General features: G+C 30.1%; 17 protein-coding genes. 7 read left to right on the top strand and 10 right to left on the bottom strand.

What is annotated here, in order from left to right; translation table 11 throughout:
• Window positions 1-9: 9 nt before the first annotated feature.
• Window positions 10-201, bottom strand: a complete 192-nt coding sequence (gene ccoS / locus E0F76_RS05855; protein ID WP_132002685.1) for a cbb3-type cytochrome oxidase assembly protein CcoS — start codon at window positions 199-201, stop codon at window positions 10-12.
• Between the two features lie 115 nt (window positions 202-316).
• On the bottom strand, window positions 317-2,698 hold the full coding sequence (locus E0F76_RS05850) for a heavy metal translocating P-type ATPase metal-binding domain-containing protein (RefSeq protein WP_132002683.1): 2,382 nt from the start codon (window positions 2,696-2,698) through the stop codon (window positions 317-319).
• Window positions 2,699-2,805: 107 nt separating this feature from the next.
• Here E0F76_RS05850 and E0F76_RS05845 point away from each other — a divergent pair, with 107 nt between their 5' ends.
• Window positions 2,806-3,486 carry a Crp/Fnr family transcriptional regulator gene (locus tag E0F76_RS05845; RefSeq protein ID WP_132002680.1) on the top strand — a complete coding sequence of 227 codons (681 nt, stop codon included), beginning with the start codon at window positions 2,806-2,808 and terminating at the stop codon, window positions 3,484-3,486.
• 288 nt (window positions 3,487-3,774) lie between these two features.
• On the opposite strand, the gene mazG is transcribed toward E0F76_RS05845, so the two are convergent.
• The 3 genes from mazG to def all read right to left on the bottom strand — a co-directional run bounded on the left by mazG (window position 3,775) and on the right by def (window position 5,870).
• Window positions 3,775-4,548, bottom strand: a complete 774-nt coding sequence (gene mazG / locus E0F76_RS05840) for a nucleoside triphosphate pyrophosphohydrolase (RefSeq protein ID WP_132002677.1) — start codon at window positions 4,546-4,548, stop codon at window positions 3,775-3,777.
• A gap of 176 nt (window positions 4,549-4,724) precedes the next feature.
• Entirely contained in the window at window positions 4,725-5,216 is a 492-nt protein-coding gene (locus E0F76_RS05835; protein WP_132002674.1) for a DUF5606 family protein, read from the bottom strand.
• Between the two features lie 66 nt (window positions 5,217-5,282).
• Window positions 5,283-5,870 (bottom strand): peptide deformylase, encoded by a 588-nt coding sequence (gene def / locus E0F76_RS05830; protein ID WP_132002671.1) that lies wholly within the window; start codon window positions 5,868-5,870, stop codon window positions 5,283-5,285.
• A gap of 191 nt (window positions 5,871-6,061) precedes the next feature.
• On the opposite strand from def, the gene E0F76_RS05825 reads away from it, so the two are divergent.
• A complete protein-coding gene (locus E0F76_RS05825) occupies window positions 6,062-8,281 on the top strand; it encodes an FUSC family protein (RefSeq protein WP_132002668.1) in 2,220 nt (739 codons plus the stop codon).
• Window positions 8,282-8,290: 9 nt separating this feature from the next.
• Here E0F76_RS05825 and ruvX read toward each other — a convergent pair whose 3' ends face one another.
• The 3 genes from ruvX to E0F76_RS05810 are packed head-to-tail and all read right to left on the bottom strand — an operon-like array spanning window position 8,291 to window position 9,213.
• Window positions 8,291-8,707: a Holliday junction resolvase RuvX gene (ruvX, locus tag E0F76_RS05820; protein WP_132002665.1), complete on the bottom strand. Its 417-nt coding sequence runs from the start codon at window positions 8,705-8,707 to the stop codon at window positions 8,291-8,293.
• A 1-nt stretch (window position 8,708) separates the two neighbouring features.
• Window positions 8,709-8,990: a type II toxin-antitoxin system RelE/ParE family toxin gene (locus E0F76_RS05815; protein ID WP_132002662.1), complete on the bottom strand. Its 282-nt coding sequence runs from the start codon at window positions 8,988-8,990 to the stop codon at window positions 8,709-8,711.
• A complete protein-coding gene (locus E0F76_RS05810; RefSeq protein WP_132002659.1) occupies window positions 8,980-9,213 on the bottom strand; it encodes a hypothetical protein in 234 nt (77 codons plus the stop codon). The genes E0F76_RS05815 and E0F76_RS05810 overlap by 11 nt, the downstream gene beginning before the upstream one ends.
• A 99-nt stretch (window positions 9,214-9,312) precedes the next feature.
• Between E0F76_RS05810 and E0F76_RS05805 the strand changes: the two genes are divergently transcribed.
• Window positions 9,313-10,128 (top strand): 2,3,4,5-tetrahydropyridine-2,6-dicarboxylate N-succinyltransferase, encoded by an 816-nt coding sequence (locus E0F76_RS05805; protein ID WP_132002657.1) that lies wholly within the window; start codon window positions 9,313-9,315, stop codon window positions 10,126-10,128.
• Window positions 10,129-10,153: 25 nt separating this feature from the next.
• Window positions 10,154-10,891 (top strand): glycosyltransferase family 2 protein, encoded by a 738-nt coding sequence (locus tag E0F76_RS05800; protein ID WP_132002655.1) that lies wholly within the window; start codon window positions 10,154-10,156, stop codon window positions 10,889-10,891.
• Here the strand turns inward: E0F76_RS05800 and E0F76_RS05795 are convergent.
• Window positions 10,883-11,596 carry a polysaccharide deacetylase family protein gene (locus E0F76_RS05795; RefSeq protein WP_132002653.1) on the bottom strand — a complete coding sequence of 238 codons (714 nt, stop codon included), beginning with the start codon at window positions 11,594-11,596 and terminating at the stop codon, window positions 10,883-10,885. The genes E0F76_RS05800 and E0F76_RS05795 overlap by 9 nt on opposite strands.
• Before the next feature lie 65 nt (window positions 11,597-11,661).
• Here E0F76_RS05795 and E0F76_RS05790 point away from each other — a divergent pair, with 65 nt between their 5' ends.
• The 3 genes from E0F76_RS05790 to E0F76_RS05780 all read left to right on the top strand — a co-directional run bounded on the left by E0F76_RS05790 (window position 11,662) and on the right by E0F76_RS05780 (window position 14,927).
• Window positions 11,662-12,432 carry a glycosyltransferase family protein gene (locus E0F76_RS05790; protein ID WP_132002651.1) on the top strand — a complete coding sequence of 257 codons (771 nt, stop codon included), beginning with the start codon at window positions 11,662-11,664 and terminating at the stop codon, window positions 12,430-12,432.
• Window positions 12,433-12,467: 35 nt separating this feature from the next.
• Window positions 12,468-13,547 carry a glycosyltransferase family 9 protein gene (locus E0F76_RS05785; RefSeq protein WP_132002648.1) on the top strand — a complete coding sequence of 360 codons (1,080 nt, stop codon included), beginning with the start codon at window positions 12,468-12,470 and terminating at the stop codon, window positions 13,545-13,547.
• A 363-nt stretch (window positions 13,548-13,910) separates the two neighbouring features.
• Window positions 13,911-14,927, top strand: a complete 1,017-nt coding sequence (locus tag E0F76_RS05780; RefSeq protein WP_342773060.1) for a glycosyltransferase family 9 protein — start codon at window positions 13,911-13,913, stop codon at window positions 14,925-14,927.
• Here the strand turns inward: E0F76_RS05780 and E0F76_RS05775 are convergent.
• Entirely contained in the window at window positions 14,924-15,694 is a 771-nt protein-coding gene (locus E0F76_RS05775) for a lipopolysaccharide kinase InaA family protein (protein ID WP_132002645.1), read from the bottom strand. The two genes, E0F76_RS05780 and E0F76_RS05775, sit on opposite strands and share 4 nt — an antisense overlap.
• Window positions 15,695-15,702: the final 8 nt, after the last annotated feature.

Raw genomic sequence — 15,702 nt, 5'->3', positions numbered from 1 at the left:
AGTATGAATTTATAAAGCTTCTGAATCTTTATTTGGGGTACTTTCTTTTTTAGTATGAATTAATTCATCATCAAAGAGCATTCTTACGGAAGGGGTATAATTATCGTCATATTGCCCCTTTTTTACGGCTATTATAAAAGCAATAAAAAAGAAAATAGCAACTAAAATACTGATCGAAATAAGTAAATAAATAACACTCATAACCTCATGATGAATTTAAGTAACAAAAATACTTTATTGTCTTTTTTTAAAATATGACATTTATCATACTTTAAGATTTACCTAAAAAAATGAGTTAATCCTTTTTAAAATTTACTTAATTATTATTATTTCTTGCATAATAACTACTCATTATTGTCACAAAACTGACAATTGTAACTGTACTAAGAGGCATAATTATGGCTGCTACCAGGGGTTGAAGGTTCCCTGTAATAGCAAAAGACAATCCAACAAAATTATAAAGAATAGAGAGCACAAAACTCATTTTGATTACTTTGATGGATTTTTTAGATAATTTTAGAAAATAATCCAATTGACTAAATTCAGTTGCAGCAAGTATAGCATCGCAAGCTGGCGAAAAAACATTTACGTTTTCAGATATAGAGATTCCAACATTGCTTTGCATTAATGCTCCGGCATCATTAAGTCCGTCACCCACCATCATTACGTTTTTGCCTTCGTTTTGTAATTGCTTAATGAATTCTAATTTTTGCTCCGGCTTCTGATTAAAAACCAATTCCGTTCCTAGAGGCAATAGATTTTCTAATGTTTCTCTTTCCCCTTCATTGTCGCCAGACAAAACCTTGATTTGGTAATTGCGATTTAAGTTATTAAAAAGAGATTCCAAACCATCTCGATAATGATTATTAAAAATGTATTTACCGAAATAAACACTATTAATTTCAATATGAACTGATGTTTGTTTTAAATTATTTTCTACTTGATTTTTTACAAATGAGGATGAGCCCATTTTTAACTGTGTATTATCAATAGTTGCTTGAATCCCACTTCCTGCAATTTCTTCAAATTCGGAGATTTTCAGTCTCTTCCCTTCTGGTAAAAAATCGTATAACATTCGGCTCAAGGGATGATTTGAAGCGCGAAGAACACTTTTTAATATCAATAAATTATCATCAGAAATCACTATCCCTGAATAGGAAATATTTGATTTTATATTGGTTGTAATCGTTCCTGTTTTATCAAAAACTATCGTATCTACTTTGGCCAATTGTTCAATAACTAAGGCATTTTTAAGATAAAATTTCTTATTTCCTACAATTCTTAAGATATTTCCCATTGTAAAAGGAGCCGTAAGCGCTAGTGCACAAGGACAAGCCACAATTAAAACAGCTGTAAAAACATTAAAAGCAACAGTTGCATCAATAAAAATCCAATAACCAAGACTCACAAAAGCGATTAACAATAGTACTGGCGTAAAATAACGACTAATGGTGTCCGTAATCGATTTAAATTTTTCTTCAACTTTTTTCTGAAAAATAGCGTTACTCCACAGTTGCGTTAAATAACTTTGAGAAACCGAGTGCAGTACTTCCATTTCGATAAGTTTTCCTATTTGTTTTCCTCCTGCGAAAACTTTATCACCTGATTTTTTGATTACTGGAATTGCTTCACCTGTTACAAAACTATAATCAATTTCGGCTTTATCACTTATTAAAATACCATCAACTGGAATCAGTTCTTGGTTTCTAACTGCTATCCTATCTCCTTTTTGAATTTCATAAATTGGAATACTTTCTTCAGACAAGTCATTGTTAATTCGGGTAATAGCAATCGGAAAATAGGATTTAAAATCTCTTTCGAAACTCAGGAAACTATACGTTTTAATTTGGAACATTTTGCCCAAAAGCATAAAAAAAATCAGTCCCGTGAGACTATCAAAAAAACCCGAACCATAATCCATAACAATATCAAAAGTGCTTCTAACAAAGAATATAATGATTCCCAAAGCAATTGGAATATCAATATTCAAAATGCCCGACTTTATACTTTTATAAGCTGAAATATAATAACCACTTGCCGAATATATAAAAGCAGGCAAGGACAAAGCAAAAATAAGCCATCTAAAAAAAGGTTTATAACTATCCAACCAATATTCGTTCATGTCAAAATATTCAGGGAACGAAAGCAACATAATATTCCCAAAACAAAAGAAAGCCAATCCTAATTTATACGTCAAACTTCTATCAACATTGTTTTTACCCGTTTCATAATTCTCTAAACTGATATAAGGTTCATAACCGATCGAACTTAATAAAACAACAATCGTTTTGAGTGAAACTGTTTCAGGATTATAAGTAATTCGGACTTGTTTTTGAGGAAAATTAACCTGAGAAGTGCTAATTCCTTTTTGTAGCCGTTGCAAGTTTTCAAGAATCCAAATACAGGAACTACAATGAATATGTGGAATACTCAATGAAATAATAGCCGCATTTTCTTCTTTAAATTCCAAAAGCTTAGCAACAATACTTTCGTTATCTAAAAAATCGTATTTCCCGCTAATATCAAGAGGAGTTGCACCAGGTGATTTCTCAAAATCATAATAACAAGTCATATCATTACGACTGAAAATTTCATATACGGTTTTGCATCCGTTACAACAGAATGTTTTTCCATCAAAATCAATTTGATCTTCCTTGATAGAATCCAACCCACAATGGAAGCAGTTTTCCATGACCATAAATAGATTCGTTAAAAGACAAAAGTACTTCTAGTGTAAATTAAAAAAGCTGACATTAATCATATAAAATTGTAGATTTGCAATAACAAGATTTAATTTTTTCATATATGAGTAATTGCGAACAATGTATAGTGAGACAATTTAGTGCTTTAAAAGCTCTAAATAAAGACGAGCTTGTAAAACTTGCTGCGTGTAAAACATCTCATATAATTAAAAAAGGAGCCCCTCTTTTTGAAGAAGGAGAAAGTGTAAACGGCATTTATTGTGTAACTTCTGGTGTTTGCAAAATGTCAAAATTAAGTTCAAATGGTAAAGACCAAATTGTAAAACTAATTAAAGCTGGAGAATTAATTGGACAACGTTCATTGATTAGTGACGAACCTGCTAATTTAACTGCGGTCGCCCTAGAAGATATGGAGGTTTGTTTTATTCCTAAAAGCGAAGTCTTAAGTTTATTTGACGCCAACAATCAGTTTTCGATGAATTTAATGAAAACCGTTTGTGGGGATTTAAAAGAAACGAGCGACCATATGGTTTCAATTTCTCAAAAAACTGTAAAAGAACGTTTAGCAGAAACACTGATTTATCTTGAAGAAACGTTCGGCAAAAACGAAGACGGTTCATTGCATATTCAACTTTCTAGAGAAGAACTTGCTGGAATGGTGAGTACAGCAACGGAAAGCTGTATTCGTCTTTTATCTGATTTTAATAAATTAGGTTTAATAGAATTACACGGTAAAAAAATCACTATTATAGATAGTAACAAACTAAAACGAATAGCTGATTAAGCCCAAAACTAGTAACAGAAAATTTGGAAATAGGCTATATTTCTTCATTTCTCATGAAAACAAAAGCTATTTATTGTTACTGATCACTGTGTACTCGTAACTGAATTCTCATCACTGAATACTGATCAGTGAATACTGATCACTGAATAGTGATCACCGAATACTGAACACTATAATTTTTTCGCTTCGTTCCAAAAATTGAAACTATTTGAAAATCATAGATTTTCAATTACAATTTTTTCGCTTCGTTCCAAAAATTGAAACTATTTGAAAATCATAGATTTTCAATTACAATTTTTTCGCTTCGTTCCAAAAAACATCCATTTCAGCCAAAGTCATATCCATTAGTGGCTTTCCTAACTCCCCTGCTTTGCTTTCTAAATATTGAAATCGTTTTATGAATTTTTTATTCGTTCGCTCCAAGGCATCTTCGGGATTGATATTCAAAAATCGAGCATAATTAATCATCGAAAACAATACATCGCCAAATTCGGATTCCATTTTGTCTTGATTACCTGCTTCGACCTCGACTTGCAATTCTTGCAATTCTTCTTGTACTTTATCCCAAACCTGATGCGGTTCCTCCCAGTCAAATCCTACCCCTTTCACTTTGTCTTGAATTCTACTGGCTTTAACTAATGCAGGTAAACTTTTTGGAACACCCTCTAAAACTGATTTTTTACCTTCTTTTAGTTTTAACTTTTCCCAATTTTGTTTGACTTCTTCCTCATCTTTTACCACAACATCACTGTAAATATGTGGATGACGGTGAATCAGTTTTTCGCAAATTTCATTACATACATCAGCAATATCAAAATCATTAGTTTCACTTCCTATTTTGGCATAAAAAACGATGTGAAGTAATAAATCACCTAATTCTTTTTTGACTTCATTTAAATCATTATCCAAAATAGCATCTCCCAACTCATACGTCTCTTCAATGGTTAAATGGCGTAAAGTTTGAAGTGTTTGCTTTTTGTCCCAAGGGCATTTTTCACGCAAATCATCCATTATCGTTAACAATCGATCAAAAGCTTGAAGTTGGGTTTCTCTAGAATTCATAAGAAAAGTTTAAAAGGTTATTGGGGTTTATAAATTTTGTTTTTTAAACCCTATTTATGGTAAAAATAAGAAATCCTGTCAGGAAAATATCTTGACAGGATTAAAATATATTTTGGTGCTTGGTTTTTAGTAATTAACTCACTGTAATCTGCTAACAGCTAATTACTAGCAGCTAATTACTCTTTTTTGGCTGTAACTTTTTTAGCTGGAGCTTTTGCTTTTTCAGCTACAACTTCTTCTACTACGCTTTCTTTTATTTCTTCGGCATTCTCGATTACAGGCTCTTCTTTAGAAACTAATCCTTTTGATTGTAACAAATTATACCAATTAAATATTTTCTTAATATCAGATGGATACACTCTTTCTGAATCATAATCAGGAAGAATTTCAGTAAAATAAGCAATAAGCGTTTCATTATCCTCTTTATGAGAAATTGCTGGCCCATTATCCTCCTTAATTGCAATTGCACGCATAACTTCTGTCAATGGCTTTTCTGCAGATTGAGTGTAAATAGAAATTTCAGATAACAGACTTACATTTACTTTCATTCCAACAGATATCTTTTTTCCATCCAACAAAGATTCTGCTAAAAAACCAGTACGAGTTTGAACCTTTAATGCAAATAAACCTGGTTTTCCTGAAATGGATAATATTTTTTCTAAATTCATTTTTATAATTTATAAGTTTTATTTTTTATTTTACTGAACACTGCATCTGCAAACTGATCACTTGTTTTACCTTCCTTTTTTATTGCAAAATTTCATTCGATAATCCGGTCTAGTTTTACCATCCATAATGTTTTGCAGTTTTTTCTTGATCAATTTCTTTTTTAAGGAAGATATCAAATCAGTAAATAAAACTCCTTCTATATGATCGTATTCATGTTGAATAACTCTGGCTATTAATCCATCAAAAACCTCCGTTTTTACATTAAAATCTTCGTCATAATACTCAACTGTGATCTTTTCGTGTCTATAAACATCCTCACGCACTTCTGGAATACTCAAACAACCTTCGTTAAACCCCCATAATTCACCTTCTTCTTTCAATATTATGGCGTTGATAAAAGTACGTTTGAATCCACTTAGTTGTTTTTGTTCTTCAATTGGCAATTCTTCATCCTCACCAAAAGGAGTTGTATCAATTACAAACAAACGAATGCTCATTCCTACTTGTGGAGCTGCTAGCCCCACTCCGCATGCATTGTACATTGTTTCATACATGTTGGCTATGGTTTCTTTTAAACCAGGATATTCAGGACTTAGTGCCTCTCCTACTTTTCTTAAAACCGGATCACCATATCCTACAATTGGTAAAATCATTAGTATCGTATTAAGTATTATCTACTTTTTATTAAAAAAAAAGCTATCACTTTCTTTCAGTTTGCAAAAATAGTAAAAAAATAGACATTCAATAATTATCCGTTGACAATTAACTATAAGTTTTGAAATCCAATCGAGTAATTCTAAATAATATAGACACATTACTTACCTTTGTATGTAATCAAAATACTATGTTTACAAAAATTAAAGAGTTTATAGATAGCACCAATTTTACTAATGCTTTAAAAGCAGTACTTTCTGCAACTATTCCCGTATTTACATGCTCCTATTTCGGCGATTTAAATGCTGGGCTTACTATTGCACTTGGTGCATTATTTACTTTTCCTAGTGACATTCCAAGTAATTTAAAACATAAGATTAATGGACTTCTTGTAACTGCTTTAATCCTTTTTGGTTCCAATTTAATCATCAATCTAACACATCCTTATCCTTTCCTTTTATATCCTGTTTTCACAATTTTAATTTTCATTTTATCAATGCTAGCCGTATATGGTCAACGGGCGACTATGGTTGCATTTTCAGCTTTATTAACTATATCAATATCCTTTTCACATACTTACACTGGATGGGAAATGGTGCAACACTCTGGATATTTCCTTATTGGAGGTTTGTTTTATTCGTTAATTTCCATACTTTTTTTTTATATCAATCCACACCGATATACTGAATTACAAATCGTAGAATGCACTAAGTTAACTGCAAAATACCTGAAATTAAGAGGCGCATTATGGAAAATCGATTCGGATCGAAAAGAAATAACACGAAAACAATTACTACTTCAAGTTGATCTTAATGCAATTCATGAAAACATTCGAGAAATGCTAGTAAGAAATAGAACCGATTATGGTTCATCCAACCAAAATCGGAAATTGCTTTTATCTTTTATTTCCTTGGTTGAAATAATGGAACTGGCGGTATCTACATCATTCGACCATAATAAATTACATTTAAAATTTGATGAGCATCCTTATGTTTTGCTTACTTATCAAAATTTAGCCAACAATTTAGCAAAAAACCTAAAGTCTTTATCCAAAAAAATTAGAGATAGAGAAGCCTATGTACCTAAACATAACTTAATTGAAAATTTATTGGAATTTGAAAATGCAATCACCGATTACGAAAATAAATTAGGAAAAACTGAAGCAGCTGAAGGGGTGCTTATGCTCACCAATATGTTGCATTATGCCGAAAAACAAGTCGAAAAAATCAAAACTCTTGAACGGACTTTTAAATCCAAAACAAAATTAAAAGACCTTAAAGGAAGGGAGAAAGACATTGAAAAATTGATAAGACCTAGCTATTATCCGCTCAATACATTGGTTGAAAATTTTAGTTTTTCATCTTTAGTTTTTCGACATTCAATGAGAATTACATTCACATTATTAATTGGACTTTTCATTGGAAAAATACTTCCATTCGAAAATGTTTATTGGATTTTATTGACAATTGTAGTTATTATGCGACCTGGATATGGACTAACCAAACAAAGAACTTTTCATCGGTTTATTGGAACCATCTTAGGAGGCGCTATTGGTTTTGCTATTTTATCAACTGGTCCAAGCATCCCTATTTTAGGGGGGCTAACGATTTTATTTTTGGTTTTTGGCTTAACATTCAACCCCTCAAATTATAAAATTGGAACTACTTTTATCACTTTACATGTTGTTTTTATTTTCGCTATTTTAAACCCTACCGACGATTCCATTATACTATATAGGATTTTAGACACTTTGGTTGGAGCTGTATTGGCGATTTTAGCCAATTACTTTTTATGGCCTTTTTGGGAATTTTTGAAAATTAATGAAAATATTGAAAATTCTATCCTAGCCAATAGCAATTATTTAAAACAAATTACCATTTTATACAATAATAAAAAGGAAGTAAATGCTCCGTATCGCATCGCAAGAAATCAGGCTTTTATTCAAATCGGAAACTTAATGGCTTCCTTTCAAAGGATGTTGCAAGAGCCTAAATCAAAACAAACCAACATTCAACAACTCTACAAACTCACAGCTCTCAATAATGCCTTACTTTCCTCTGTTGCATCGTTAGGCACTTATTCTCAATCTCATAAAACCACACAAGCCTCTGAATCCTTCAATATTGTAGTGGATAGAATTATAAAAAACCTAGACTATTCCATTTTAATTTTAAATAACAAAGAGTCTCCATTAGATATTGATACCATAATTGACACTAATCTAAACGACAGCTTTGCCGAATTAAAAAAGATTCGCGAGAAAGAAATGAATCATGATAATGTTATAAATAATGAAGATTACAAACTCAAAATGCAAGAAACACAATTGGTAATAGAGCAATTAATCTGGTTAATAAATTTATCTGAAAATATCATCAAATCATCACAAGTATTAATGACTTCTAAATAATTACTGTATTTAAAATCGTTTTTGTGACAAATAATCCTGCAACATTATGGTTGCCGATATTTCGTCAATAAGTGCTTTGTTTTGACGTTGTTTTTTACTCAAACCACTATCAATCATGGTCTGGAAAGCCATTTTTGAAGTAAAGCGTTCATCCATTCGAATCACTTTCATATCTGGAAAATGATTGCTGAAATGAGTGACAAAACCTTTAATAATAGAAGCACTTTCGGATGGCTGACCGTTCATTTGTTTGGGTTCACCAATAAGGACGGCCTCAACTTTTTCTTTAGAAAAATAGTCTTTTAAAAAATCTATTGCTGTGGTTGATGGAATCGTTGTTAAACCAGATGCAATAATTTGCATTTCATCGGTAACAGCAATTCCTGTTCGTTTTTGTCCGTAATCTATGGAGAGTATTCTTGGCATATTAAAATGAATTTCTATGTTTCAAAATAGCCACTATTGAAACAGTTTCAAGCTCAATATCAACTTTAAAAACAACTGTATAGCCTTTAAAAACATAATCTCGTACATTCTCATCATCAATATAAATCGAATTCTTGAAAAGAAAGGGTTGCTTTAAATCTTTTTGAATCTTTTTTATTAATTCGATTTTGAATTTCCGTGCAGCAAGAGGTTTGTCTTTGGAAATAAAATCAACTATATCTTTCAAATCATAATTAAATTCAACAGTTAATTTAATCTTCATATTTTGAAATAGTTTCGTCTAATAAAACGTCCAATTCCTCAAAAGTAGAATAAACAGCAGTACCATCATTAATTTTATCTAATCTGGACTGAATCATACGTTTTTCTTCTTCAAAAGTGGTTATTTCAGTGACTATTTTCAATTCATCCGATGAGAACGAACTTAATAATTCTAAAATTTTGGCTTTAATTTGGGGCTGAAACTCTAATCTGATAGTTTCCATAATGAATCCATTTGAAATACAAATATATAACATTTTCAACACATTTCTCTTTTTTGATTTAGGTTAAAAATGGTATATTTGTCAAAAATTTATACTAAAATGAGCAAATTACAATCTATAATAGAACAAGCTTGGGAAAACAGAGCTTTGTTACAAGAAGAAACAACTATCAATGCTATTAGAGAAGTTATCGAACTTTTAGATTCAGGAAAACTTCGTGTTGCGGAACCTATTGGTGAAGGATGGCAAGTAAACGAATGGGTAAAAAAAGCAGTAGTAATGTACTTCCCTATTCAAAAAATGGAAACTTTAGAAGCTGGAATTTTCGAATACAACGATAAAATGTTACTAAAAAGAGACTATGCTGAAAAAGGAGTTCGTGTAGTTCCAGGAGCTTCTGCTCGTTACGGCGCTTTTTTGGCCAGTGGAGTAATCATGATGCCAAGTTATGTCAACATTGGTGCTTATGTAGATTCAGGTACAATGGTAGATACATGGGCTACAGTAGGTAGTTGCGCACAAATTGGTAAAGACGTTCACCTTTCTGGTGGTGTTGGAATTGGTGGTGTTCTAGAACCATTGCAAGCCGCACCAGTAATTATCGAAGACGGAGCGTTTATTGGTTCTCGTTGTATTATTGTTGAAGGTGTTCACGTTGGTAAAGAAGCTGTTCTTGGAGCCAATGTATGCTTAACTGCTTCTACAAAAATCATCGATGTTACGGGTGATACCCCTGTAGAAAGAAAAGGATATGTTCCTGCTCGTTCCGTAGTAATTCCTGGAAGTTATACTAAAAAGTTTGCTGCTGGTGACTTTCAAGTTCCTTGTGCCTTAATTATAGGAACTCGTAAACCTTCAACAGATTTGAAAACTTCATTGAATAATGCATTGCGTGAATATGATGTTGCTATTTAATTTTTAACTAATTTATATTCTAAAAGTGAATAAATTATCAGTCATAATTTTAACTTATAATGAAGAATTTTATATCGCAGACGCCATTAAATCAGTGGCGTTTGCGGATGAAATTATCGTTTTAGATTCCTTAAGTACTGATGCAACCAGACAAATCGCTATTGATTTAGGATGTAATGTTATAACTCGAGAGTTTACCAATTATTCAAGCCAAAGAAATTACGCTATTGATTATGTTACTGGAGATTGGATCTTATTTCTTGATGCTGATGAAAGAGTCACAGATGATCTTCGAATAGAAATTTTAAAAAGCATCCAAACCGATAAATTTGCCGCATATAAAATATGGTTTCCCCACTTTTTCATGGGACGTTTTTTATTCCATTATACAGATAAAGTAATCCGATTGGTAAAAAACAACAACTTCATTTTTGAAAATGAAGTGCACGAAAAAATGATCGTCAATGGGAAAATTGGAGTTTTGAAAAACTACATGATTCATTTGACCTATAAAGGATTATTTCATTTTATTGATAAGAAAGACAGATATGCTTGGTTTCAATCAAAAATGGCGTATGATAAAGGAAAAAAAGCTACCCTGTTTTTATTATTATTCAAACCATTTTACCGCTTCTTTCATACCTATTTTGTAAAAAGAGTTTTTTTAGATGGCGTTCCAGGTCTTGCTGCTGCTAGTATTGATGCTTATGGAGTATTTTCTAGATATGCAAAATTACTTCTACTTGAAAAAAAATTAAAATAGTTTAAGTTTACCAAATTTTAATTTTAATTTAAAAGAAAACAAAGAATCTTCTCCCTTGATATCAATTCTTTTTATTTCAAAATCATCTTTAAAAGGAAATTTATTGGGTCTATTCCCTATTTTCAACCCATATTTAATACCATTTTCTTGCATTATTTTTTTGAATTTTTGCTTTTCAGCTAATTCTCTTGGATAATTTCCATATGGATAAGCCAAGCTACAAAACACTTTCAAATCATTATTCTTGATGATATCATTACAATCTAAAAAATCTTTTTGAATTGCCTCTTCAGACATTGAATCGTATTTTTTATGTTCAAAAGAATGATAGCCCAATTCAATTTGTTCAGGATTTAATTCTTTCAGTTGATCAATTGTCATAATTTTTTCGGAGCCAAAATTCCATAAATCTTTCATTCCTATATAAGAAAACGGAATAAAGAAACAAGCTTTTAAATTGTATTTTTCGAGTAAAGGAACTGCATATAAAAGTTGATTTTCAGTAACATCATCAAAAGTAAGAATGATACTTTTTTTTGGTAAATCGTTGATTTTATCTAGTTCAGAAAAATGAAAAGTAACATACTCATTCTTGCTTAAAAAGTCGAATTGTTGTTCCAATTTTGCTTTTGAAATACACAAACCTACGCTGTCGGTTTCGGCTGGACCAACATTATGATACATTAAAATCGGAAGTTTATTCATTTAAATTAATTTTTATCAAAGTTATAAATCTAAAATTATTAATATTGCACTACCATTCTATTTTTATGAACAAAAAACATGATTATCCTAATATAAGTGCTGTAGTATTTTGTTTTAATGATGAACAATTTAATTCTGAATATTTAGAAACTATCACCTTTGCAAGCGATATAATTGTTTTTAATTATTCTAAAAATAACAAAAAAATAGGACTTATTAAGAATAGCAAAATTGATTATTTAGAAAATGAATTTAATGATTTTTCAGCACTGTTTAAAAAGGCTGTTGCTATTGCAAAAAATGATTGGATATTTCTTTTTGAAATCAATGAACTTTTAACATCGGAACTCAAAGCGGAATTAATAAGAACTCCTGCCATTAATAAGTACAAAGCTTATTTTATAAATCATAATTTTATTTTTTTTGATAAAGAAATCAAATATGGAGGGTTGAAGAACAGAAAAACAATTCGTTTTTTTAATAAAAACTATTGTCAAGTTAACACCGACAATTTTGATTCTGCCATACAAACTAAGGAAAAAGTTGGCGTATTAGAAAATCGTTTGAACGACTGCAGTTATTCAAGTTTTGATCTTTACAATGAGAAATTAAACATCTTTAGCCGGATAAAAGCAGATAATTTATTTAATAATAATAATAGTAAACCTTATTATTACCAATTTCTATTTAAACCATTTCAAAAATTTGTAACCCAATACTTTTTTAAACTTGGTTTTCTTGATGGTAAAGAAGGCTATATTCTAGCTTATATTAATTCCTTTGCGGTATTAAAATGCTATCTATCTCTTTGGTTGAAATACAAAAAAATGGAATAATTAAATAAAGCTACTTTTAATATATAAATAATAAAATGAAAATATTAGTCATACAACAAAAAAGAATTGGAGATGTATTAACCAGTACTATTTTGTCTAATAATCTAAAAGAATTTTATCCCGAAGCAACGATAGATTACATGTGTTATCCCAATTGTGTAGCTGTTTTACAGGAAAACCCTAATATTAATGAGATTATAGTACTTTCTAATGAGGTCAGAAAGTCATATCGTTCTTTATTCAAATTTATATTCCAAATCAGGAACAAAAAATACGATGTTGTTATTGATGCTTATAGTAAACTTGAAACCAACCTAATAACCTTGTTTTCTGGAGCTAAATTTAAAATATCCTATAGCAAAGGCTATTCAAAAATATTTTATAATCACAATATTGAAAGAATAAAAATTGGCACTACATCCAATCTAGGTTTGGCAATTGATAATCGTTTACTTTTATTAAAACCTTTAATAAAGGACAAAATCACCAACTATAAACCTAAAATATTTTTGACCGATTTAGAAATTATAGAAGCACAACAGTTATTCGAAAAACATACTATTCAGCTAAATACAAAGCCGGTAATAATGTTTGGAATTTTAGGCAGCGAATGGTACAAAACCTACCCACTGGATAAGATGGCAAAAATCATTGATTTCGCCGTCGAAAAGCTAGATGCAGAGATTCTTTTTAATTATATTCCTTCTCAAAAAGAAGAGGCCTTAAAAGTCTTTAATTTTTGCACAGAAAAAACTAAAAAAAATATTCATTTGGATTTTTATGGCACTAGTTTACGATCCTTTTTAGCGATTCTTTCTCAATGTTCGATGCTAATAGGTAATGAAGGTGGAGCGGTAAATATGGCTAAAGCATTAAATATTCCCACATTTTCCTTGTTTTCACCATGTATCGATAAAGAAACCTGGCAGATTTTTGAAGATGAAAAAGAAAATGTTTCTATTCATCTAAAAGATTTGAAACCAGAAATTTACAAAGAGTTTAACGATAAATACATCAAAGAACATACTTTTAAATACTTCGATGAATACCCATTAGAAATCATTTTAGAAAAATTAGAAACCTATTTTTTAGATTTAAATTTTCCAATAAAATAAAACAATTTTAGGGTCTTTATTCTTTTCTTTTTTTCTTTCTAAATAAGTGTAAACCAAATATCTTTACTTGGTAGTATTCATTTTTTAATTAAAAATTCTATTTTTAAACCCTAAAAAAAGAGCATCCTCATTAAACCTTTATACAAATTCACAGTCTTTATTTAAAGTTATTTCAACTTTTAAACATAGATATCCTTAGTAAAAACCTTTAGTAATCGAAAATTGATTTGATTCATTTTACGAAATACAAAAAGGTGTGAATTAAAGATGTTGTATTTATTTTACAACATTTTTACCTAATTATAAAAAAATGAAGATTCTTGTTATACAACAAAAAAATTAGGAGATGTACTAACTAGTACAATTATAAGCAACAATTTAAGATTAAAATTTCCAGATTCCATAATCGATTTTGCCTGCTACTCCAATTGTGTTCCCGTTTTACAAGGCAACCCAAATATTAATTCTATAATAGAATTAAACAGTAATGACAAGAAGTCTTTCCAATCAATTTTAGAATATGTTTTTAAAATTAGAAAAGTAAAATACGATGCAATTGTAGATGTATACAGTACAATAGGAACGAATTTAATTACTTTGTTTTCCAATGCTAAGATAAAAATATCCTACTATAAATGGTATTCTACTTTATTTTACAACCATAATTTAATGAGACTCGACAGCAAAAACAATCCCAAAAACGGATTTGCTATAGACAATAGACTACTCCTTTTAAAACCTTTAATTAAAGAAAAAATTACAAATGTAAAACCAAAGCTTTATTTGTCAATTTCTGAAAAAAAGGAAGCAAAAGAAATTTTAGAAAAGAGTGGAATTGATTTAAAAAATAAAGCTTTAATAATGATGAACATTTTAGGTAGCGAAGCACACAAAACACTTCCTTTCCATAAAATGGCTAAAATAATTGATTTTATAGTGGAAAAAACAAATGCCAATATATTGTTTAATTACATTCCAAATCAAAAAAAACAAGCACTAGAAATTTATAATTCTTGTGAAGAAAAAACCAAACAAAACATCCATTTTAATTTATATGGCTCTAATTTACGCCAATTTATGGGGCTTTTATCCTATTGTGATACGCTTATCGGAAATGAAGGTGGTGCAATTAACATGGCTAAAGCACTTGAAATTCCCACATTTTCAATTTTTTCTCCTTCAATTGATAAAAACACTTGGCAAGTATTTGAAGATAATATCAAAAACGTGTCTATACATCTAATCGATATAAAACCTGAAATTTTTGAATTTAAAAGCACTCGTTTTATTCGAAAAAATTCAAGCGAGTTTTATAACGAATTTCCAGAAGATATCATCATTCAAAAAATCGACACTTATTTAGATAATTATAAAAATTAGACTGATTTCCAGAATTTTAGTTTGCTTTTAAATCGTTTTTTTCTAAAAAATTGCTCTTGGAAATCGACTGTATTTTTCCAAAGAGTATCAAAAATAAGCTGTTCTGATTCTCCTGAAACTTTGGCATATTCATTACTCATTACCGCCACCATTTCTTTGATTGGAGTCAATCTACAAAGATTTTTCATTCTAATATCAAAAGGCATCGATTGGTGAAATTCCATTCTGTTTAAATCAACCAAGAAGAAATCATAATTCCCATCAGTTGATTTTTTAATTAATGTATTCCCTGGAGAATGATCAAGGAACTCAATTCCCTTTTGATGTAAATCAAAAGAAAATCGAGTAAATTGTCTTAATATGTTTTCGTGATCTGGAAAATCTGGAATTTCAACTAATTCTCTAAAAGTCAAGTCGCACTCAAGATGTTCACTTACATAATAACTATCATTAAGTCCAAAAACATTATAATTTTCAAAAAAAGCGATAGGTTGTGGTGTTCCAATACCTTTTTCTAACAAAATTGTGGCATATTCGAACGATCGTTTTGCTTTTGATTTTCTGAAATATTTGTAGGCAATTTTGTTAATTAAATGGGGTATTTTGAAAGATTTAATATTGATATTTAATCCATCTAAATAATAAAGTTTTATTTTATTACGCTGTCCATCTCCAAAAAGAATGCCTTCAGAATTGAATTCCTTTATTAAGTAGAGGATTTCTTTGGAATTATTTACTGCTTTAGAAAACATGAATTTTATTATCATTTTTATCT

The sequence above is a fragment of the Flavobacterium cellulosilyticum genome, from assembly GCF_004349355.1.
Taxonomy (GTDB): Bacteria; Bacteroidota; Bacteroidia; order Flavobacteriales; family Flavobacteriaceae; genus Flavobacterium; species Flavobacterium cellulosilyticum.
This window is presented reverse-complemented; position numbering and strand designations above follow the sequence as displayed.